The sequence below is a fragment of the Rhizobium sp. YTU87027 genome (assembly GCF_050644135.1).
GTDB lineage: Bacteria > Pseudomonadota > Alphaproteobacteria > Rhizobiales > Rhizobiaceae > Rhizobium.
Map to the genome: position 1 here is coordinate 2,458,894 of NZ_CP098440.1, position 21,827 is coordinate 2,480,720.

A 21,827-nucleotide genomic window follows, 5' to 3' on the forward strand; every position below is an offset into this window, starting at 1 on the left:
TGATGACGAGTGCGCGGCCGACCGCCGTGATCGTGATTTGCAATAGCATAGGCGAATAAGGGCCAGAGCCCTTGTTCAGAGACATCAAAGACATGAACCGCATCACATCAGCATAAGCGACGGCAGCGCTTGCGGCCGTCCGGATAAGGAAACCGCCATGCCTTCCTCCTTTCGACGTCTGCTGACTATTGGCACCCTGGCTCTCCTGCCGTTCACCGCGGCGATGGCACAGCAGCCAGGCTCTCCCCCTCCCGTTTCTGTCGCCAAACCTGTCGTCCGCGATGTCATCGACAATGACGAATTCATTGGCCGCTTCGAACCGGTCGATCAGGTATCCGTGCGCTCGCGTATCGGCGGTTACCTGCAGGAAGTGCACTTCACCGACGGCGCGCTCGTCAAGCAGGGTGACCTGCTCTTCGTGATCGACCAAAGGCCGTTCATCACCGCGCTGAACGAAGCGAACGCGGCGCTGGAAGTCGCCAAATCCACGCTCGTCTACGCGGAAGCACAGTTCAAGCGGGCCGAGAGCCTTGCGACGAGCGGCAGCCAGTCGATTTCGATCCTTGATGACCGCCGGCGCGAATGGGTCTCGGCGCAGGCGAACGTCCGCGGCGCGCAAGCGACAGCCGATCGCGCGGCACTCGACCTCGAATATACGAAGATCACAGCTCCGATCAGCGGCCGCATCGACCGCCGGCTGATCTCCGTTGGTAACCTTGTTCAGGCTGACCAATCGATTCTGACGACCATCGTTTCGGTCGATCCGATCGACTTCTACTTCGACGTCGATGAACGCCGCCTTCTCAACTTCGCACAGACGGCCCGCGCCCGCGGGGTCGATCTGCAGCAGGGCGGTGGCGGCGTCGAGGTCGAGGTCAAGATCACGGATTCGAACGAAAAGCCGTTCAAGGGCAAGCTCGACTTCGCTGAAAACCGCATCGACAGCGAGACCGGCACCAAGCGCATACGGGCGCGCTTCGACAATCCGAATTACGTGCTGCAGCCAGGGCTTTTCGGTCGCGTTTCCGTTGAAGCGTCGAATGTCTACAAGGCGATCCTCGTCCCCGACGAGGCTATCGGCTCGGACCAGAACCAGCGCGTCGTTTATGTCGTCGGAGATGATGGAACGGTCACGGCAAAACCGGTCCGTCCGGGTCCACGCCTGTACGGCTATCGTGTCATCCGCGAAGGCATGGACGGCAGCGAGACGATCGTCATCAACGGCCTTCTGCGCGCCCGCCCCGGCTCGAAGGTCACGCCGCAGGTGGTCGAGCTCCCGCAAAGCCGCGAGGAGATTGCGCCTGAAGCCGCCGGCCTGGAGCTCAGCCGATGAGATTTGCACACTTCTTCGTCGACCGGCCGATCTTCGCGTCGGTGCTTTCCATTGTGCTGTTGATCGTCGGCGGCATTGCCTATTTCCAGCTGCCCGTAGCGCAGTACCCGGAGATTGCACCGCCGACCATCGTTATCCGTACCTCCTATCCCGGCGCCGACGCCGAGACGATCGCCAACACCGTGGCGACCCCGATCGAGCAGGAGGTCAACGGCGTCGAAGACATGCTTTACATGTCTTCTTATTCTACTGCCGATGGTTCGATGGCACTGACCGTCACCTTCAAGCTCGGCACGGACCTCGACAAGGCACAAGTGCTTGTCCAGAACCGCGTTGCCATCGCCGAACCACGCCTTCCCGAGGAAGTTCGGCGCATCGGCATCACGACGGCGAAGAGTTCGCCCGACCTGATGATGGTCGTGCATCTGCTGTCACCGAACTCTCGGTATGATCAGCTCTACGTCTCCAACTACGCACGCACGCGCATCCGCGACACGCTTGTTCGGCTCGATGGCGTTGGCGACGTCATCCTGTTCGGTGAGCGCGAATATTCGCTGCGTATCTGGCTCGATCCGCAAAAACTGTCGGCCTATGGCATGACCTCCAGCGACGTCGTCGATGCGCTGCGCGAGCAGAACGTGCAGGTCTCCGGCGGCTCGATCGGCGGACCACCGGCGGCCGGCACCAACGCCTTCCAGTATACGGTGACGACCCAAGGGCGTTTCTCGGATGCAAGACAATTCCGCTACGTCATCGTCAAAGCGACCGCGGAAGGGCGTCTCGTCCAACTGCAGGATATCGCCCGCATCGAACTCGGCGCCAAGGACTACGTCACAAACAGCTATCTGAACGGCAAACCGGCCGTCGCGCTCGGCATTTTCGCGCGTCCCGGCACAAACGCTCTCGCGGCAGCAGCGGAAATCAAGAAGACGATGGAAACCGTCTCTCAGGATTTCCCGCAGGGTCTCAGCTACGATATCGTCTACAACCCGACCGAATTCATCGCGGAATCCATCAACGAGGTTTACAAGACCATCGCTGAAGCGGCCATCCTCGTCGCTATCGTCGTTCTTGTCTTCCTGCAGTCCTGGCGAACGGCGATTATCCCCATTGTCGCTATCCCGGTCTCGCTGATCGGTACCTTCGCCTTCCTGCTTGCCTTCGGCTTCTCGCTCAACATGCTGACGCTGTTCGGTCTCGTGCTGGCAATCGGCATCGTCGTCGACGACGCGATCGTTGTGGTCGAAAACGTCGAGCGCAATCTGGCAAAGGGAATGACGCCGCGAGAGGCCGCGCATGTGACGATGAACGAGGTCGGCACAGCGGTCGTTGCAATCTCGCTCGTGCTGATCGCCGTGTTTGCTCCAACGGCCTTCATCCCCGGCATCTCAGGTCAATTCTATCGTCAGTTCGCGGTGACGATCTCGGTCGCGACAGCGATCTCGGCGCTGAACTCCCTGACCCTGTCGCCAGCCCTTGCCGCACTGGTGCTGAAGCCCCACGAGGAGCACGAGAAGCATCGCAACCCTATCGCGCGTTTTGGAAGTGCGCTCGCGAGCGGGTTTAACAAGGGCTTCGACGGGCTGAGTGCGGGCTACTCCTGGATTGTGCGACATACCGTGCAGACGGTCGCCGCGCTCTGCGTCGCGCTGCTCATCTTCGCCGGTCTGCTCGGCGCGACATATTATATGGGTAGGATCGTCCCGAGCGGTTTCGTCCCGGTCATGGATCAGGGCTACGCCATCGTCGTCGTGCAGCTGCCGGATGGTGCAGCGCTTTCCCGCACCGACGCGGTTATCGAACGCGCTTCGGAGATCATCCGCAACACGCCGGGCGTGAAGAATGCGGTGGCCTTCTCGGGCTTCAGTGGCGCGACCTTCACCAACGCTTCCAACGCCGGCGTTGTCTTTGCTGCCTTCGACACCTTCGAAAACCGCCTGGAGCACGGCCAGACCGCCACGAAGATCATCGGGCAGCTCTATGGCAGCCTCCAGGCGATTCAGGAAGCCTTCATCATCGCCATCCCGCCGCCGCCGATCTCCGGTATCGGCAACGCGGGCGGCTTCAAGATGCAGCTCATGGATCGAGAGAGTTCGGACATGCGCCGCGTTCTCGGTGTTGCCTATCAGCTCATGGGCATGGCGAACCAGACAGAGGGTCTGACCGGCGTCTTTACGACGTTCTCCGCCAACAGCCCGCAATACTTCCTCGAGATCGATCGCGACAAGGCGCGCACCCTGAACGTACCGATCTCCAACATATTCGACACGCTGTCGATCAATCTTGGCACATCCTACGTCAACGATTTCAATGCCTTCGGGCGCGTCTACCAGGTGCGGGCCCAGGCCGACCAGCAATATCGCGTCGAGCGCGACGATATCCTCGCGCTCAAAGTGAGATCGGCAACCGGAGCACTTGTCCCGCTTGGCACGCTGGTCGATATTCGCGATACCAGCGGCCCCTCGCTCGTCCAGCATTACAATATGTACGTGTCCGTACCCGTGCAGGGCAATGCCGCTCCCGGCGTTTCGACGGGCACCGCATTGGACAAAATGGAGGGCCTTGCGAAGCAGATAATGCCGGCAGGTACAACCTTCGAGTGGACCGAAATCGCCTTTCAGGAACGGAACACCGGCAACACGGCGATCTACATCTTCGCCCTCTCGGTCGTCTTCGTGTTCCTGGCACTGTCGGCACAGTATGAAAGCTGGGTCCTGCCGCTTGCCATCATCCTGATCGTTCCCCTTGCGATCCTTGCCGCCTTGATCGGCGTCCATCTGCGCGGAATGGACAACAACATCCTGACGCAGATCGGGCTGATCGTGCTGATCGGGCTGGCGGCCAAGAATGCGATCTTGATCGTGGAATTCGCGAGACAGGCGCAGGACGAGGGCAAATCGGCTGTCGAGGCCGCAATCGAGGCCAGTCACCTGCGTTTGCGGCCGATCCTGATGACCGCTTTCGCGTTCATCTTCGGCGTCGTGCCCCTAATGATCGCGACCGGCCCCGGCGCCGAAATGCGTCAATCGCTCGGGACGGCCGTTTTCTCAGGGATGCTTGGCGTAACGATCTTCGGTCTGTTCCTGACGCCCGTTTTCTACGTCGTGCTGCGCGCGCGCCGGCGAAAACAAGTGGCGCAGGCCGAGACCGCGCCGCCCTCCGAGGAGGCTGCCGCCGAGACCTCGTCATGAAGGGCGCCGCTCGGCGGCGCTCTGTTTGAGCAGATCTGAGGAAAGGATCTTACGAAGCGGCTTCTCGACGAGCTCGTAGGCCGCCGCTCCGAGGATCGTCCCGCCGACAACGGCGATCGCGATCGTCGGTGTTGTCGACAGCCCGACCACGCCTGCAGCCTTGACGATCACGGAGATCGCCAGCGTGTGCCAAAGGTAGATCGAATAGGATGCATCGCCGAGATAGGTGAGAAGCGGCACACGGCCGATGCTGCCGTCCGCTTCTAGCGATACCATTCCATAGACAAGCGCCATGGCGAGCGGCCCGCAAATCGTTTCGTCGAAGTCGGCACCGATCAGGAAGATCGCGGCAAAGCCGGACAACGATGCGCCGACGCAAGCAAGCCCCAGGCTGGTGCCTGCGATCCACCGCCGGATCCACAATTCGGCGAGAAAGACGCCTCCGAGAAATTCCAGAATGATCGGCCGCGTATAGGTCTTTAGCACCGGTGAGGCGGGCTCGAAGAGAAGGCCGATCAGGAAAAAGCCACCGAAGATAGCCGTCAGATACGCCAGCCGCCAGCGACGCGGCAGGAAAAGCGCCCCGGCAAACAACACATAGAAGAACATCTCGAAATCGAGCGTCCAACCCTGGACGAGGACCGGCCAGATATCACCGGTGCTCGGCGATTGAGCTGGAATAAAGAAGAGCGAGGACAGAATATGGGCGCCGGTCAGCTTCAGGTTCGGAAACAGGCCGACCATGGCACCGGCAATCATTACGCTCGTCACCAGCCAGTAGGACGGCGCGATGCGCCGAATGCGATCGAACAGGAACCCTTGCGGCGTCATCGGTCGGCGGTCGCTGATGACCCACATGATGAAACCGCTGATGACGAAGAAAACGTCGACGCCGGCGGCACCAATAGCGAAATGCTCACCGGTCCTTTCCGCCGCGTGGAAGACCACAACGGCGAGTGCCGCGAAGGCGCGCAGATATTGGATGCCGTAAAGTGTCTTCATCCGGTTTCCTCGGAAGACCGATCAAGACCGGTCAAAAGTGCATGACGTTATTGAGTGATGGGCTCTAGCGACTTCTGAGTTCGCCATGAACTCACCGCCGGCTGGCGGCGTGCGGTCGCCAGCTTTCCGGCCGCAAAGTAGAAAAGAAACGTCCCAACGTTGTACGGAGTCAGGATATCAATCTCGACGAAGGAGCGGATCGTCAGCAGGACCGCGATCGAGAAAAGCAGATAGGATTCGACATTCCTGAAATCCTCGATGACGCGCCGCAAGTGCCCCCACAAAATCCGCAGCAGCATTGCCGCCAGGGTGATGACGCCGGCGAGCCCCAGTTCGACTGCCGTTTCGATATAGGTGTTGTGGAAGTGGAAGCCGCTCCGCGACCCGATAAAAAATTCTTCCCACAGACGCTCCGGCTCGGAGAAGCCCTGGACCCAGTAGGCTTGGTAGCCGATGCCGAAGGCCGGGTTCTGCTTTGCCGCCTCGATCCCCTGCTGCCAGAGATAGGTGCGTCCGGTCAGCGTGGAGTCCTTTCCGAAGATCCCGAGAACGGCATCGACCGCCCCTAGATAAACACCCGCAACGGCAAGAATGATGACCGCGACGCCACCGCCGACGACCAGCAGTTTGCGGTGATCGGGCGTCAGTGCGAGGACGACACGCAGTCCCATCATCAAAGCAATCACGACGGCGGTGGTCAGCACCGATGTCGCGGATTGGCAGGCGATCAGGCAGTAAGCAGACAAAAGCCCGACCACGCCAGAGGCCGCCATCCAGAGGCGCCTCTCACCGAAGATGAAGACAGCCGCGAAGGAGACAATCACGCCAAGCGACGCATAGAAGCCAAGCTGGTTCTTCGAGGCGAAGGCCCCCACGAAACTGACGGTACCGTCCAGCGGATCATACTCGTAGTAGCCAAACAGCAGCGAGTACACGAGAACGATCCCGACGCCCGCGATCATGCCCACCGTCAGGGTTCTGACGTCGAGCACGCGTACCGCAATCAGGGCGCAGATGACCTGCGTGAGGTACTGGATGCTGGCTCGCAGGGAAATGCTGGGAACGGCCGACCAGAAGACAGACAGGAAGGCGAGCGCCGCGAAGGCATAGATCCAGAGATAGCGCCCATGGCTACCGAGGACCTTCTTGTAGTCCACGGCAATCAGCGGCAGCCACAGCCCATAGTAAAGCAGGATCGCCACCTGCCCGAACTTGATCGAGTAGGCGAAACAAAAAAGTGACAGCGCCACGGCGGGGATGGCATAGGCCGCATTCCCGCCTGGCTGAATGAGCACAGATTTTGCGATCCGCATTGCGGCCTCGTTATCTCATCGCCAATCCGGCAGTGACCTTGATCAAGTCGCCGGGCTGGAGTGCGGTATTTTCCTGAACCGGAATCTCCTTCGCCTTGCCGTCGACTTCGCGGACGATCGAATAGGCGATGCTCGCGGCCCCGGTGCTCGCGTCAAAGCGGGCAGCATCAGTCGACTGCGTCAACGCCTCCGCCATCAGCGAGTTGCTGGTTTCGAGCTTGAGATTGAGTTCATCGAGTTGAGCCTCGGCATTCTGAAGTTCCTGGGCAAGCTGCGCATCCCAGTCGTTCCGAAGCGTGATCTCGTCCTGATTGGCCTTGCTGATGTCCTGCTTGGCCTTCAGCGAATTCGTATCGATATCGAGGAGCGTCGCCTCGGTATCCGCGGCCCGCTGCTCAGCGGCCATCTTGCGGTTGCTGAGCGCCAGCCCTCTCTCGGCGAGATCCTCGACCTTGTCGCGATCCTCAGTTGCCAACTGCAGCTGACGGGTCTGCGTGTCGGTCTTCTTGGCAAGCGTCTCGACCTCACTTTGAAGCAGTTGCTTGAGGTCGGCGAGCGCCTGAAGCTGCAGCGTCAAGCGCTTCTTGCGCGTGTTCATGAGAGCCGTTTCGCTGTCAAGCAGAGGCTTCGCCTCCGGTTTGTCCTGAAGCTCCTTCGGCATTTCGATCGTATCCTGATTCGCGATCTCAGCGCGCAACCGCGCCTCCTTCACCAACAGGCGCGCCCGGTCGGCCATGTAGACGACCGCGTCACCCTTGGCGTTGATGAAGTCGCGGGCGAACCGTTGCCCGGCGTCCGCGCGGCGCAGACCGCCTGCAAGACTCACTGCCTTAACGATCGTGAGATTGGGCGCAAACGGATATTCGCCGGGCTTTTCAACGTCACCGGACAGATAGACCGGCCGGAATTCCGAAAGTTCCACCGAGGCAGACGGTCGGTCCTTCAAAGCAAATTGCTTCTGCAGAGCCGAGCCAATCTCCTGGGCGATCGCATCCGTCGTTTTGCCGGATGCAGGCATATCACCGACGAAAGGCAGGGAAATGCTTCCTGAGGGCCCGACGGTGTAGTCCCCACTGACGACCGACCAGTCGCGGATGCTGCCATCCGCGGTCTGCCATTCGGCCACCCGGATCTTCAGCTTGTCCATAATACCGAGACGGTAGTCGTCGGCAGCGGCAAGCGATGACGAAGCCAGAAAAGCACCAAGTCCGGCTGCGATAACCACACCGGATCTTAGCGTGCGACGTCTTCCGGCCTTGCCGTCAAGAAAGCGTTTTTCCATGAACCTTCCCCGTATTTCGGCACGACAAGCCGCAAGGCGTTGCCGCGCAGTACTGTTTGGATTTTGAGATGCGGCCTTAGTAGCTGCCGCGTTGAGCGCATACTGCCGGGATTGTGCGTGCGATGATCACGACATCCCGAACCAGCGACCAGTTTTCGACATAGTGCGTGTCGAAAGCGACGCGGGTTGCGTAAGAAACGTCATTGCGTCCGCTGATCTGCCAGAGGCCCGTCAGGCCAGGGCGGGATTGCAGATAATAGACGGCCGCGTTTTCGTACATTTCGAGTTCGTCTCGAACGACTGGACGCGGACCGACGACGCTCATTTCGCCGCGGATGATATTGAAGAGCTGGGGCAGCTCATCAAGGCTCAATTTGCGTAAAACAGCACCGACCGCAGTGACCCGGGGGTCGTCCTGCAGCTTGCGCGTTGCACGCCACTCTTCCATGGCCTTCGGATTGTTGCGCAGGTACTCCTGCAGAACCTTGTCACCATTGGTGACCATTGTCCGAAACTTCAGGCAACGGAACTCCTGGCCATTGTGGCCGATGCGGCGATGCCCGTAAAAGATCGGCCCCCTGTCGGAGAGCTTCACTAGCAACATCACCATCAAAAAAAGCGGGCTCAGAAAGATGAGCCCGAGGCAGGCGGCGGACACATCGAATGCCCGTTTCGCGATCCCGCCAGTCGGCGGAAACACGCTCTGATGAACTGCGCCATAAAATGGCGAACTGTCCGATCTCGTCGCAGACTTCATAGAGGTAACTCCACTTATGTTTGCCGTTTGGTCGGGTAGGCTCAGGCGCTTAGCTAGCCCTGACGAATTCGAAGTGTATGAGGTGATTTTGTTTTTTTAAGCCACAATTTTAAGACTGAGGCTTTACGAGGGGTTTTTGCGGCCGCCGTTCAACTTTTTTGTTTTTAAGGTTCTGCTGAAACAGCTATACAATTCTTTGGCGATGCCGAAATAATCTCCGCGTGTATCAATAAAAGTCTCAGGCATTGCTGTGTGGGCCAAAGATACTGAAGTCTAGGTCGTTCGGGCCCGGTGCTGGCAATTGATGGTTTGCATTCGCGGCTTCTGGGAAAGCCCTGGTTTCTATTTGCCGCAGAGCTTGCTTATTGCATCGCACCATACATTTTGCACTGCACCAGCTAAACGTTTGAAATTAAAACTTTGTAATAAAAGTTGAACGAAAAACCATCCTGACCCGCTCCGTACGGTCGACATTGTGGCACTAATAGTAACGTGTATTGCCAAATTGCGCGCAACCAGTGATGCGCCTGATAATTTTTAATCATCTTTCGCGAAAGCGGCCGACTAGCGGCAGCAAGTGGCATTTTTACCAATAGCCGGAAGAAACCTTTAAGATCGTCGCTGTACTACCCATTTCGCAGACGCAAAAAACGTCTCCAGAGCTTCAGTTGAAACAGGAAGTCCTGTAAAACATTATCCTAGGAAGGATCCTGATGGCGGTTTCGTCTTCAACGATTGTTTGTTGAACGAAGCTCCGATGGAGGAGGCAACAGATGTATGCACCTCGCGTTATCTTCAGCATGCTCGGCGCGCTGGCCGTATTTGCTGTGGCAACGTATTGGCTGAGCGGTTCCCTCGCCGGCACCGCGATCAAGACCGCGATTTGCGCCGTCCTGCTCCAGGCCGGCTACTTCGGTGGCGTGCTTTACCTTGTCTGGAAAGAATCGAAGAGCCGTACGATTCGTCCCGCAGTGAAGCGCGAAGAAACGGAAAAGCTGCCCGTGACGCCCTTCAAGGGCTCTGAACCGTTCAACCGCTAAGCATCGCGATTCGAACCGCGGTCGTGCCTCTCCGGCATGGTGAGTGTCCGCGCCCGTAACATCATTTGAACGGCCACCCGTTGTCCGCCACATTTTGACGTCTTAGTTGTTGGAGCGAAAAACAACGGAGGCTACGCGTGGCAAAAACGGCAAGCATTTGCGTCATCATCGCAGCCAAGAACGCGGCGGATACCATCGAAGCCGCCGTTAGATCGGCGCTTCTGGAGCCAGAAGTGGCCGAAGTGGTCGTCGTCGACGACGGCTCCAGCGACGGCACGGCAGAGACTGCAAGACGTGCGGACGACGCCAGCGGAAGGCTGAATGTCGTCCGATTCGATCAGAACAAAGGCCCGTCCGCCGCCCGCAACCACGCCATCGACATCTCTTCGGCACCCCTGATCGCAATCCTCGACGCGGACGATTTCTTCTTCGAGGGACGCTTTCGCCGGATGCTTGCCGAAGACGACTGGGAGTTCGTTGCAGACAACATCGCCTTCGTCGATGCAGATACGGCAAGCCAGGCACCACAGCGCCTCCAGCAATTTGCCGAGAGCCCGCTGTTCCTGGATCTACCCACCTTTGTCGATGGCAACATTTCCAAGCGTGGCGTCCGCCGCGGTGAAATCGGCTTCCTCAAGCCGATCATGCGGCGGGCCTTCCTGGACAAGCATGGCCTAAGCTATCGCGAGGAGATGCGGCTTGGGGAGGATTACGACCTCTACATCAGGGCGCTGGCGCTCGGAGCGCGCTATAAGGTCATCCACAGCTGCGGCTACGGGGCTGTCGTGCGCGGAAATTCGCTCAGCGGTCGCCACCGCACCGAAGATCTTCGCCGCCTTTACGAGGCCGATCGCGCGCTCCTGACATCGTCAAGATTGGCGCCGGAAGCCGCCGAGGCCGTGCGTCGGCACGAGCGGCATGTGCGCGGCAAATATGAGTTGCGGCGGTTCCTCGACATCAAATCGCAATCGGGCCCGCTGGCAGCAATCGCCTATATCGCAACGAACCCGGCAGCCTTCCCGCCCGTTGCAACAGGCATCCTGATGGACAAGACGGAGCGCCTGCGAAATCCGGGTGGCGTTTCCGTCACCGCGCAAGGCAATGGCTTGAGATATCTTCTGAGCGCCCCGGCCAAATAGCCGGGGTTCAACTATCTCGAAAACTTCGCGGCTGCCAACTGCAGCGCGCTCTGAAGCAAACGGGGGTCGCGCGCTGTCCAGCGCGCGAGCAATCTGAAATCCGGCTTCTTGCGGCGACGTAGTAGGCCGATCTGGCTCCAGATCGCCTGCTTTCGCGCGGTGTTCTTGTGCGCCTTGATCGTCTCGACCTCCTGGGGCCTGCTGGAGAACCGGCTTTCCAGCTGGTCAAGCGCCATCCAGGTGATGAACTGCTGCTTGAGAAACTCCGGCGAAGCGTTGTCGACGCCGTGGAAGATGTTGATGCCTTCCCCACGCAACGCCCCCGGCTCTCCGCAGAGCAGCGCCTGTTTCGCCGCGATGATGCAATCGCAGAAGAACAGCACATCCTCGGCCGCCAATCGCAGGGCAGCGTCGAAACGAACCTTCTCGAACAGCGGGCGGCCAATGACCATGCAGGACATGTGCAGGAAGGCCCAGTTTTTCAGCATGACGCCGGCGAGATCCGGCACATCGAGGATCAGCGGCTTGTCCAACAGACGCCGCGCCCCCTCCTCTCTCTCGAGAGCGGCGATGCCGAAATGGTAGTCGAACTCCTCGCCCCCTTCGATGGACGCCCAATAGCAGTCGCCACCGAAAGCCTCCATCGCCGTGGCCGCATTGGCCAGATGATCGGGTGTCCAGACATCGTCGGAATCGAGAAAGGCGACGTATCGCGTTGCCTGCGGCACATGATCGAGGCCAGTGTTCCTGGCGCCGCCCGGCCCAGCATTCTGCTGAGCGATCACCGTGACGCGCGCCCTATCCTCATCCGACAGGAGCGCGAGGTCCGCATCCGGAGAGCATGGTGACTGGTCGTCGACGACGATGACATCAACATCCTTGAAGCTTTGCGAGAAAACCGACGCCAGGGCGCGGCTGAGAATGCCGTCCTGACGCTGGTAGAAGGGGATGATGATCGTGAAGGTCGCCATACTCTCTCCTTGAGATACGGGAAGTGATGTTTTCCGCCCCAGCGCATCTAGGGGTGAATGAAGGCATAGCAAGTCTGCTGCACTGCAAAATGATGACGCTCATTTCGGCCGAAGTTTGTCAAAGCGGATGAGTAGATCGGATCATGCCACGCCGTATCGAAACGAAACGACTGCTCGGTCCCGGGCCGCAATTCGGCCACGATCAGAACGGTTCGTCAGCCTCGCGTTGTAACAATCGTTCACCAGCCAACAAAAACTTTCAGGTCCTTTGGCGGGGAAAGGACCCAGAAATTCATGAATATCATCAAGTTATAAAATGCACTGCTCCTGTTGACGTTCAGGACGATTCGGCAGCCCGACACGTCGGCTTTTTCCCATACTGAGCCAGGACAGGACGATTGTTACGAAGTGGGACCGCCGATCACTTTTTGCTGCAGTGCCATATTTTCTTCCGTGAATCCGCCCTAACTTCGGCGTGCGGGCTCGAGTCTGCTCTGATTGAAAACGGTCGCAAGGGGAGGTGCGGCCCAAAAGGGGTGACTGATAACGTGAATGTTGATGCGAATGTATCGTCGCGGATCAATCTGATGCGCATCGTGCTCATTTCGGGCATTGTGTTCGTCCATATACCGTTCGACGCCGCCAGCAGTCCCTATGACGGGACCTACGGCGCATTTGACTGGATCCGGGTTTTCCTGACGGAGGCGCTTTTTCGCGTCGGCGTTCCCTGCCTGAGCGCGATCTCCGGCTATCTGCTGTTTCGTAGCGGGCAGGAAAACTTCAGCTACAAGAAAACCGTGCGCACGAAGGTGCAGACGGTGTTTCTGCCGTTCCTGCTTTGGAACTGCGCGTTCATTGCAGCGATCATTCTCGCCACCAGCGTTGGGATTGGCGACGGCTATTTGCCTGACCCGCTAGACGCGTCCGGCCGCGATCTCATGACGCAAGTGCTGGCGGTGGAGAATTTTCCGGCGAACGTACCCCTCTATTTCCTCCGTGATCTCTTCGTCTGCATCCTGCTTTCGCCGATCCTGGCGTGGCTGATCAGCCGCGCTCCGATTCTGACGTTGACCGCCTTGCTTGTGATCGCACTGGTTCCGGAGCTCTCGATCTATATCGTTCTCAAGCGCTCGATCCTCTTTAGCTTCAGTCTCGGCATCTTCATTGCCCTGCAGCAGGTCGACCTGAAGGCTCTCGACCGCTTTGCGCTGGTTGGCATCTTCCTGTTGCTGGCGGCCTCGGCACTTCTGGCAACGGCCATCTTCTTCACAGGCCCTTCCCTGCCCGATTGGGTGCAATTCTTCCGCAATGCGCTAGCAATCGTCGGCGCGCTCGGCTTCTGGCTATTGTCGGCACCGCTGATCAAGACGCAGCTAGGTCAACGGCTTGCGAAGACGGGAAGCCTTAGCTTCTGGATCTTTTGTGCTCATTATCCGCTGCTCATTTTTCTCTGGATCCTGTGGGGCAAGACGGACATGAGCTTCTATCCGCTCTTTTTCGTCCTGTCTTTCGCCCTGCTGTTTCCGTTTCTCGCACTGTCGAACGGGCTGTGCCGACGGAACTTTCCGCGCCTCTACGCAATTCTGACAGGCGGCCGGACCAAACGGTCCGCAACCCCGGCGTCGCCCAAGGACGTCTCTCGCAAACTCGTTACACAGCAAAGGTGACACATGACGACCCAAATCGCCCATGCGCGAAAACTTTGCCTCAGCCTTCTAAGCATCACGGCAGCCTGCGTTTCAGCGCTGCCGGCTTTGGCACAACAGGCATCCGGAACGTCCTTTGTCGATGACTTCGACAAGATCAATCGTGGCTTCTGGTACGTTTCGGACGGCTGGAACAACGGCGCCCACCAGAACTGCACTTGGTCGAAGAACAACGTTAAGGTCGAGAACGGCGCCCTGCAGCTCTCGTTCGCGGACGGAAAGTCCAAGGACCGGAACTATCTGTGTGGCGAGATCCAGACGACCAAGCGTTACGGCTATGGCACCTATGAAGCCCGTATCAAAGCCGGCACCGGTTCGGGTCTCAATTCCGCGTTCTTCACCTACATCGGCCCTGCCGACAAGCAGAAGCACGATGAGATCGACTTCGAAGTGCTGGGCAAGAACACCGGCGAGGTGCAGGTGAACCAGTATGTGCAGGCCAAGGGCGACAATGAGAAGCTCGTTCCGGTGGGCAGTAAAGCCGATGAGGGCTTCAATGACTATGCCTTCATCTGGGAAAAGGATCGTCTGCGCTACTACCTGAACGGCAAGCTTGTTCAGGACGTTACTGATCCCTCGAAGATACCGTCCACCCCGCAGAAGATCTTCTTCAGCCTGTGGGGTTCGGACACGCTTTCGAACTGGATGGGTCGTTTCGACTACACGAAGCCGGCCGTTCTCAGCGTCGATCGCGTGGCTTTCACCGCGCTCGGCGACAAGTGCCAGTTCCCTGAATCGATCGCATGCACGCTCAACTGACCAGCGTCCCGCAGGCACTCAGCCCGGCAGAGGCCGACACACAAAAAGGAACGTCGATGCTCAAAGTGCTCTACCTCGTGCATGATCTGTCAGACCCCGCCGTGCGGCGGCGGGTGCTGATGCTGCGCGAGGGAGGTGCTGAAGTCGTGCTCGCCGGTTTCCGCCGTGGAGAGAACCGGCTTGCCGAAATGCATGGCGTCACGCTGATCGAACTCGGGCGCACGGCCGATGCGAAGTTTGCGCAACGCATGAGTGCTGTCGCAAAGGCGATAGCGGGCCTCAAGGCGCTGTTGAGGAACGTGGAAAAGCCCGATCTCATCATGGGGCGCAATCTGGAAGCGCTGGCCGTCGCGCACAAAGCAAACGCACTTTTCGGCGGCAGCGTTCCCGTTGTCTACGAATGCCTGGATATCCATCGCCTTCTGCTGCGCGACGACATGATCGGCAAGGCGATCCGCCGTGCCGAGGCGCATTTCGGCAAACATGCAAAGCTGATCCTGACGAGTTCCCCTGCCTTCATAGAAAACTATTTCAATCCTCGATCCGGCGTCAAAGCCGAGACGCTTCTGATTGAAAACAAGGTTATTTCCCTCGAGGAAGCAGCCATCGAGCCGGCATTCGGCCGCCCCCTGAAGCAACCGGGGGAGCCGTGGAAGATTGGCTGGTTCGGTGCGCTTCGGTGCCGCAAATCGCTCGGCCTGCTCGCCGATTTCTCGCGCCGCATGGAAGGCAGGGTCGAAATCGTTCTGCGCGGTCGCCCGGCCTACTCCGAGTTCGACGATTTCGACGCGTTCGTGCGTGACGAGCCCTATCTCCGTTTCGAAGGCGCCTACCGCAACCCCGAAGATTTGCGGACGATCTATGATGACGTCCACTTCTCATGGGCGATCGACTTTTTCGAGGAAGGCCTCAATTCGAGCTGGCTTCTGCCGAACCGGCTCTATGAGGGCTGCCTGTACGGCGCTGTCCCGATCGCCCTTGGGGGCACCGAGACGGCACGTTTCCTTGAGAGCCGCAACATCGGCCTTGCACTTTCGGAAGCGACCGTTTCGCAGCTCGAACATCTGTTCGAAAGCATGACCGGCGATCGTTACCGCGCATTGAGCGAGGCCGTCGCCGCCAAGGATCGCAAGACCTGGCTTGCCGACCGCAGCGATTGCGCTGCTCTCGTCGCGAGCCTTTCCCGCCTTGTTCCGGCCACCGCAGAGAGGGGCGGCGCCGGCGCAATTACTCCCACAAGCGTATCTCCAGAAGGGTGGACAACCATGAAGCCTGATGTCGGTGCCAGCGTCTCCAGTCTCATCATCATTCCCTGCCTGAACGAAGAAAAACACATCGAGGCTCTGCTGGCCAAATTGAGCCTCGAACTCGATCACATGAATGCCCGGATCGTCGTTGCCGACGGCGGCAGCAAGGACGCGACACGCGACATCGTCGCCCGCATCAGCGCCGCCGATCCGCGGATCGTGTTGCTGCACAATCCTCGTCGGATCCAGAGCGCAGCAATCAATCTCGCCGTGCAGACCTTTGGCCGAGACTACGATTACCTGATCCGCATCGACGCGCATGGCGACTACCCAGCCGATTACTGCCGTCGCCTTGTGCAGGAAGCCGTGCTGACTCAGGCAGACTCCGTCGTGGTCGCGATGGAAACCGTCGGCTTCGGCGCCTTCCAGAAGGCAACGGCCTTTGCTCAGAACTCCAAGCTCGGGAACGGCGGCTCCAAGCATCGCGAGGGCGCCAAGGGTCATTGGACCAATCACGGCCACCACGCACTGATGCGCATCGCAGCCTTCGATGCCGTCGGCGGCTATGACGAGACCTTCAGCCATAACGAGGACGCGGAACTTGACTACCGCCTGAAGCAGGCAGGCTTCGGCATCTGGATGACCGACAAGACCCGGATGACCTACTATCCGCGCTCGACCATCTCGACGCTGTTTCGCCAGTACCTCGGCTACGGTCGAGGTCGGGCAAAGAACATTCTCAAGCATGGCAGCTTGCCTAATCTTCGGCAGATGCTTCCGCTTCTCGTCGTACCGGTCTTTATCGGCGCTTTTCTTGCCGTTCTGAACTGGGCGGCCGTCATCCCATTCAGCCTCTGGGCCGTTGCATGCGTGGGCTATGGCTTCTGGATGGCCATTGGCCACCGGAACCCGTACGGGCCGCTCGCCGCCGTTTCAGCGATGGTGATGCACTTTGCCTGGTCCGCAGGCTTCTGGATGGAGCTTCTGAGCTTCCGCGGCAGAAAGGTCTCCTCGTGAGTGATGTGAAACCCATGCAGATCGACATCGGCGTTTGCACATATCGCCGCGCCTCGCTTGACGAAGCGCTGCTTTCGCTGGCGGTCCTCGCCGTGCCTGATGGCGCAACGCTGCGGATCATTGTGGCGGACAACGACAAGATTCCGAGTGCGAAGGAACGGACCGATGCGCTTCGCCCGACCATTCCGCATGAAATTGCCTATGTGCACTGCCCCGCCTCGAACATCTCGATTGCCCGCAATGCATGTCTGGACAATGCGACCGGCGACTTCCTCGCCTTCATCGACGATGATGAGGACGCCAGCGAAGAATGGCTGGTGGAATTGCTTGCTGTCGCCAGCAAGACCAAGGCGGATGCCGTCCTTGGCCCTGTCCGCAGCGTCTATTCCTCCACGGCTCCGAACTGGATGCGCGAGGGCGACTTCCACTCCACCCTGCCCGTCTGGGTCGGCGGCGAAATCCGCACCGGATACACTTGTAACGTCCTCCTTCGCCTCGACTCGCCCCATGTTGTCGGGCGCCGCTTCAACCTGGCGCTTGGGCGTACCGGTGGCGAGGACACCGAATTTTTCAGCCACATGCATGCCGATGGCGGCGGGATCGCCTTTGCGCCCGAGGCCTATGTTTATGAACCGGTGACAGAAAGCCGCGCTGGCCTATCCTGGCTCGCCAAACGCCGCTTCCGCTTCGGCCAGACACATGGGCGGCTGCTCCAGGAAAAGAACACCGGCTTGCAGCGGCTAAAGCAGATCGGCCTCGCCGGCGCCAAAGCAGTCTTCTGCTATGCCGCGGCGCTTGCCTGCATCTTTTCCCCGATCCCTCGGTATCGCTACGCCCTTCGCGGCCTCATGCATACCGGCGTGGTCAGCGGTCTGCTGGGCGTGCGTGAAATTCGTCAGTATGGAACGGCGGAGGCCGCATGACGCAAACCCAACCCGACGTCAGCTTCATCGTCGCCGCCTATAATGCGGCGGAAACGCTCGCCAAGGCGATCGATAGCGCGCTTGCACAAAGAGGCGTCTCGGTCGAGGTGATCGTCGCTGATGACTGCTCGACGGACGAGACGAGAACCATTGCGGATCGCTACGCAGACAGGAACGTCAAGCTGCTGGCGCTCGCCCGCAACGGTGGGCCTGCGGCAGCGCGTAACGCGGCCCTGTCGGCCGCGACAGGCCGTTGGCTTGCCGTTCTCGATTCCGACGATACCGTCGAACCGGACCGGCTGCGGCGTATGATCGAGCGCGCCGAGAAGGCTGACGCTCAGATTGTAGTTGACAATCTCCGTGTCATTCGCGCCGACGGCACTCCGCCGGAGACGATGTTTACCGCACAATCGCTGGCAGAGACGCCCGAGCTGACGCTTCCCCTATTCATACGATCGAATGCCCTGTTTCAGACAACGCATAATTTTGGTTATCTCAAGCCAATCTTTCAGCGCGCCTTCATCGAACAGCATGGGCTACGCTTCAACGAGGCCCTCAAAGTCGGCGAGGACTATCTGTTCCTCGCCTCGGCTATGGCACTTGGTGGACGCTGCGTGATCGAGCCAATCCCCGGCTACGACTATCAGATCCGCGAGGGATCGATTTCGCGCGTTCTCGCCCTTCACCACATCGATGCCATGATCGAAGGCGATAAGGCTTTCCTTCGAGATCACACGCTGGATGCGGAGGCGGCGGCCGCACAGGAGTTTCGCGAACGAAGCCTCCGCCGAGGCCGCGCATTCCTCATCCTCGTACAGAACATCAAAGACCGGTCGATCTCCGGAGCGATCAAGACGGCTTGGAGCAATCCGTCGGCGGTGGCGCATCTCAAGATGCCGATCGCCATTCGGATCCATCGCGCACTCGCGCCGCTTCGCCACTTGGTAAGTCCCCGGACCGACCTGACAGCCATCGATGGCGTGACCCGCTCCCGCAAAGGATAGAGCCATGAACCAACGGAACCTGACCTTGCACAGCACTCTGCCCAAAGCGGACGACGATTCCGATTCCTTCATCGACATCGATCGCCTGATCGCAATTCTCATCCGCCGCTCCGGATCGATCGCGCTCTGCGTTGCGGCGACCGTGACGCTTGCCGTCGTCTTTCTGCTCTTCGCGACGCCGCAATATACGTCGATGACGCAGATCCTCCTCGACGACGACATCGCGAAATACGCGCAGGATCCGACGCCGGCCGCCAGCTCGCAGCAGGTCGACATGCAGATTGCCAGCGCCGTCGAAATCCTGAAATCGAACCAACTTGCGCTTCGCGTGGTTGATGCCGAGAAGCTGCAGGACAATTCTACAATTCTTGACCCTTCACAGTCGCCGGTCGAGCTAATCAAGTCCGGCGTGAAGCTGATCGTCAGCGCCTTGGCGCCTGGCGGTCCGCCGGTAACGGAAGACGATGCGCGAAACGGTCGCCGTCAGAAGGCAGCCGCCTTGCTGCAAGAGGCTGTGGCGGTATCGCGGGTCAATCGCAGCTCCGTTCTCGCAGTTTCCTTCCGCTCGACCGACAAGCAGCTCGCGCAACGGATCACCAAGGCATACGCCACCGCCTACCTCAATGACCAGCTGAACGCCAACTTCGACGCGACGGAAAGCGCCTCGGTGTGGCTGCAGCAGCGCCTCGCGGATCTTCGCGAACGGTCGCAGCAGGCAGCACTCGATGTCGCGAAGTTCAAGGCCGAGAATGGCCTGACGTCCGCCAATGGTGAACTGATGTCGGAACAGCAGCTTGCCGACCTCAACAAGCAGCTGATCGTCGCGCAAGCCGACAGCGCCAGTGCTTCGGCCCGTTACAACCAGTTCAAGTCAATCGTCGACCTCGGCCCCGACAGCGCCGTCAATAACGCGGCAATCTCGTCCGGCCAGACGGACAACACGGTGATCCAGGACCTGCGCACTCGCTATGTCTCAGTGAACAAACGCGAACAGGAGGTCGCCACAAACTTCGGCGAGAACCACCCGCAGGCCGTCGCACTGCGCGCCGAAAAGCAGGACCTGACCCGGCAGATCTATCAGGAACTGCAGCAACTCACCTCCAGCTACCGCAACGAGTTCGAGGTCGCCCGTTCACGGGAAGCCTCGCTTCGCCAGAACATTGAACACCTGACGGGCAAGAATTCGGAAGCCGACAAGTCGCTCGTCCAGCTCAACGATCTCGAGCAGCGTGCAACGGCCTTGAAGACACTCTACGAATCCTACCTCGGCAAGTACGAAGAGGCCTCGCAGCAGCAGTCCTTCCCCATTGCCAAGGCTCGTGTGATTTCTGAGGCAGGCGTGCCGGTTTCGCCGTCCAGCCCGAAAAAGACCATGACGCTCGGCCTTGCCATCGTCCTCGGCCTGATGGCCGGCGGTGCGCTCACGGCATTCCAGGAATTCCGTGAGCGTTTCTTCCGCGTCGAGGGCGATGTCAGGACGATCCTTGGACTCAAATTCCTCGGCTACCTGCCGCTAATCGGCAAGCCACCCCGGGAGAGCAAGATCTTCCGGCCCCGCGCCAATCCTCCGGTTGACCCGGCGGAAACGGCTGCCGATTCCGGCGCAACTTTCGAACGCATCATGCGTGTTGTGCTGGAAGCGCCGCGGTCGGTCTTTGCCGAAACCCTGCGCAATGCGAAGCTTGCGAGCGACGTCATGTTCCAGGGCAAATCGGACCGCGTCATCGGTGTCGTTTCAGCGATGCCAGGAGAAGGCAAGTCGACCACGGCTGCCAATTTCGCGGCGCTTCTCGCCTCCAGCGGCAAGCGTACGCTGCTCATCGACGCCGACCTTCGCAACCCCGGCCTGACGCGCATGCTGAGAACCCCTCCGCAGCAGGGTCTCGTCGAGGCCGTTCTTGGTGAGGTTCCGTGGGCGAGCGCCGTCAAGGTCGATCCGCTGACGAAGCTGGCAATCCTGCCGGTTCTGCCGAACGATCATCTCATGCACACGAGCGAACTGCTGGCTTCGCAGGGCATGTTCAATCTGATGGAAAATGCGCGCAAGATGTTCGACTACATCGTTGTCGACCTCGCGCCACTCGGCCCGGTCATCGACGCCAAGGCATTCGCCCCGCAGGTCGACGGCTTCCTGTTCGTGACCGAATGGGGCTCGACACCAACGAGCGTCGTGCGTGACCTTCTAAACGCCGAGCCGCAGATCAAGTCCAAGATCCTAGGTGTGATCCTCAACAAGACCGACATGACCGAACTCGGCAAGTTCACCAACTTCGGCGGCACCGAACGCTACCGCCACAAATACGTGAGCTACTACACCGAAGAGACGTCGAAGAAGCGGGAGCCGGCGGAAGCCGGCGCCTGATCAGGTCTGGAATAGATGCACCCGCCCCTTCCATAGCCTGGCAACGGTGAGTTTGCCGCTGTGGAAGGCGCCGGTATCGAGATTGAGCCTCATTGGCAGAACCTCCGGCTCCTCATTCGGCGTGTGGCCGTGAACGATCACCTTCGGTAGCGGCTGACGGCTTTCAAAAAAGCGATGACGGATGAAAACGAGGTCGTCGTCGCTTTGCGCATCGATCGGCAGCATTGGATCGATGCCCGCGTGCACGAATAGCACATTCGGTGTATCAACGAAGATCGGCAGGGAACGCAGAAAATCCACGTGCGGCTTCGGAATCGACTGCTTGACGAAGCTATCGAGCTTGGCGGCGCTCGAAAAAACCAGCGGTAGCTGCTCCGGGTCGAGCCCGTAGGAGCGCAGAAGCGCATCCGACCCCATTCGCATCCAATCCGAGAAGGAAACCAGACCATCAAGATAGTCGAGCATCGTGGTCTCATGGTTCCCGGTCAGGCAGATACGGTCGAAATTCTCGGGCGGAAGCCCCATCAGGTGCGAGATCACCTGTGCCGATGACGGCCCGCGATCAATGTAGTCGCCGAGCGTGATGATCAACTTGCGCCCCGGGATCGCGGCGGCATCGTCGATGATCGCCTGCTCTGCCTTCTGCAGCAGGTCGAGTCTGCCGTGAATGTCGCCGATGGCATAGATCGGAATATCGCCAGGATCCAGTTTCAGCCGCTCACGGACCGTCGAAGGCATGTTGAACCTCTCATTGCAGGCATCGAAGCATCACAGTGCTTCG

16 protein-coding genes are annotated in these 21,827 nt (G+C 59.5%); 10 read left to right on the forward strand and 6 right to left on the reverse strand.

Going from position 1 to position 21,827, the window contains the following annotated elements; translation table 11 throughout:
* Positions 1-157 precede the first annotated feature (157 nt).
* Positions 158-1,333, forward strand: coding sequence for an efflux RND transporter periplasmic adaptor subunit (locus tag NBG89_RS12295; protein ID WP_431320197.1), 1,176 nt, complete (start codon positions 158-160; stop codon positions 1,331-1,333).
* Entirely contained in the window at positions 1,330-4,524 is a 3,195-nt protein-coding gene (locus tag NBG89_RS12300; protein WP_431320198.1) for an efflux RND transporter permease subunit, read from the forward strand. Before NBG89_RS12295 ends, NBG89_RS12300 begins: the two co-directional genes overlap by 4 nt.
* On the opposite strand, the gene NBG89_RS12305 is transcribed toward NBG89_RS12300, so the two are convergent.
* The 4 genes from NBG89_RS12305 to NBG89_RS12320 all read right to left on the reverse strand — a co-directional run bounded on the left by NBG89_RS12305 (position 4,519) and on the right by NBG89_RS12320 (position 8,878).
* Positions 4,519-5,526 (reverse strand): acyltransferase family protein, encoded by a 1,008-nt coding sequence (locus NBG89_RS12305; protein ID WP_431320199.1) that lies wholly within the window; start codon positions 5,524-5,526, stop codon positions 4,519-4,521. The two genes, NBG89_RS12300 and NBG89_RS12305, sit on opposite strands and share 6 nt — an antisense overlap.
* Before the next feature lie 47 nt (positions 5,527-5,573).
* A complete protein-coding gene (locus NBG89_RS12310; protein ID WP_431320200.1) occupies positions 5,574-6,839 on the reverse strand; it encodes an O-antigen ligase family protein in 1,266 nt (421 codons plus the stop codon).
* Positions 6,840-6,849: 10 nt separating this feature from the next.
* Positions 6,850-8,121 (reverse strand): polysaccharide biosynthesis/export family protein, encoded by a 1,272-nt coding sequence (locus NBG89_RS12315; protein WP_431320201.1) that lies wholly within the window; start codon positions 8,119-8,121, stop codon positions 6,850-6,852.
* Between the two features lie 76 nt (positions 8,122-8,197).
* Positions 8,198-8,878, reverse strand: coding sequence for a sugar transferase (locus NBG89_RS12320; protein WP_431320202.1), 681 nt, complete (start codon positions 8,876-8,878; stop codon positions 8,198-8,200).
* Between the two features lie 773 nt (positions 8,879-9,651).
* On the opposite strand from NBG89_RS12320, the gene NBG89_RS12325 reads away from it, so the two are divergent.
* Positions 9,652-9,918: an exopolysaccharide production repressor protein gene (locus tag NBG89_RS12325; protein ID WP_088695106.1), complete on the forward strand. Its 267-nt coding sequence runs from the start codon at positions 9,652-9,654 to the stop codon at positions 9,916-9,918.
* Positions 9,919-10,055: 137 nt separating this feature from the next.
* On the forward strand, positions 10,056-11,057 hold the full coding sequence (locus NBG89_RS12330) for a glycosyltransferase family 2 protein (RefSeq protein WP_431320203.1): 1,002 nt from the start codon (positions 10,056-10,058) through the stop codon (positions 11,055-11,057).
* A gap of 11 nt (positions 11,058-11,068) precedes the next feature.
* Here the strand turns inward: NBG89_RS12330 and NBG89_RS12335 are convergent, their stop codons facing one another.
* The gene (locus NBG89_RS12335) at positions 11,069-12,028 is read right to left on the reverse strand and encodes a glycosyltransferase family 2 protein (RefSeq protein WP_431320204.1); all 960 of its coding nucleotides are present in this window, start codon (positions 12,026-12,028) and stop codon (positions 11,069-11,071) included.
* Positions 12,029-12,576: 548 nt separating this feature from the next.
* On the opposite strand from NBG89_RS12335, the gene NBG89_RS12340 reads away from it, so the two are divergent.
* The 6 genes from NBG89_RS12340 (at position 12,577) to NBG89_RS12365 (ending at position 21,046) form a co-directional block, all read left to right on the forward strand.
* Positions 12,577-13,695, forward strand: coding sequence for an acyltransferase family protein (locus tag NBG89_RS12340; protein WP_431320205.1), 1,119 nt, complete (start codon positions 12,577-12,579; stop codon positions 13,693-13,695).
* A 3-nt stretch (positions 13,696-13,698) separates the two neighbouring features.
* On the forward strand, positions 13,699-14,493 hold the full coding sequence (locus NBG89_RS12345; RefSeq protein ID WP_431320206.1) for a glycoside hydrolase family 16 protein: 795 nt from the start codon (positions 13,699-13,701) through the stop codon (positions 14,491-14,493).
* A 1,265-nt stretch (positions 14,494-15,758) separates the two neighbouring features.
* Entirely contained in the window at positions 15,759-16,757 is a 999-nt protein-coding gene (locus tag NBG89_RS12350; protein WP_431322681.1) for a glycosyltransferase family 2 protein, read from the forward strand.
* Positions 16,754-17,680, forward strand: coding sequence for a glycosyltransferase (locus NBG89_RS12355; RefSeq protein WP_431320207.1), 927 nt, complete (start codon positions 16,754-16,756; stop codon positions 17,678-17,680). The genes NBG89_RS12350 and NBG89_RS12355 overlap by 4 nt, the downstream gene beginning before the upstream one ends.
* Positions 17,677-18,684, forward strand: coding sequence for a glycosyltransferase family 2 protein (locus NBG89_RS12360; RefSeq protein WP_431320208.1), 1,008 nt, complete (start codon positions 17,677-17,679; stop codon positions 18,682-18,684). Before NBG89_RS12355 ends, NBG89_RS12360 begins: the two co-directional genes overlap by 4 nt.
* Positions 18,685-18,688: 4 nt before the next feature.
* Positions 18,689-21,046 (forward strand): polysaccharide biosynthesis tyrosine autokinase, encoded by a 2,358-nt coding sequence (locus NBG89_RS12365; protein WP_431320209.1) that lies wholly within the window; start codon positions 18,689-18,691, stop codon positions 21,044-21,046.
* Here the strand turns inward: NBG89_RS12365 and NBG89_RS12370 are convergent, their stop codons facing one another.
* Positions 21,047-21,784, reverse strand: a complete 738-nt coding sequence (locus NBG89_RS12370) for a metallophosphoesterase family protein (protein ID WP_088695114.1) — start codon at positions 21,782-21,784, stop codon at positions 21,047-21,049.
* Between the last annotated feature and the right edge of the window lie 43 nt (positions 21,785-21,827).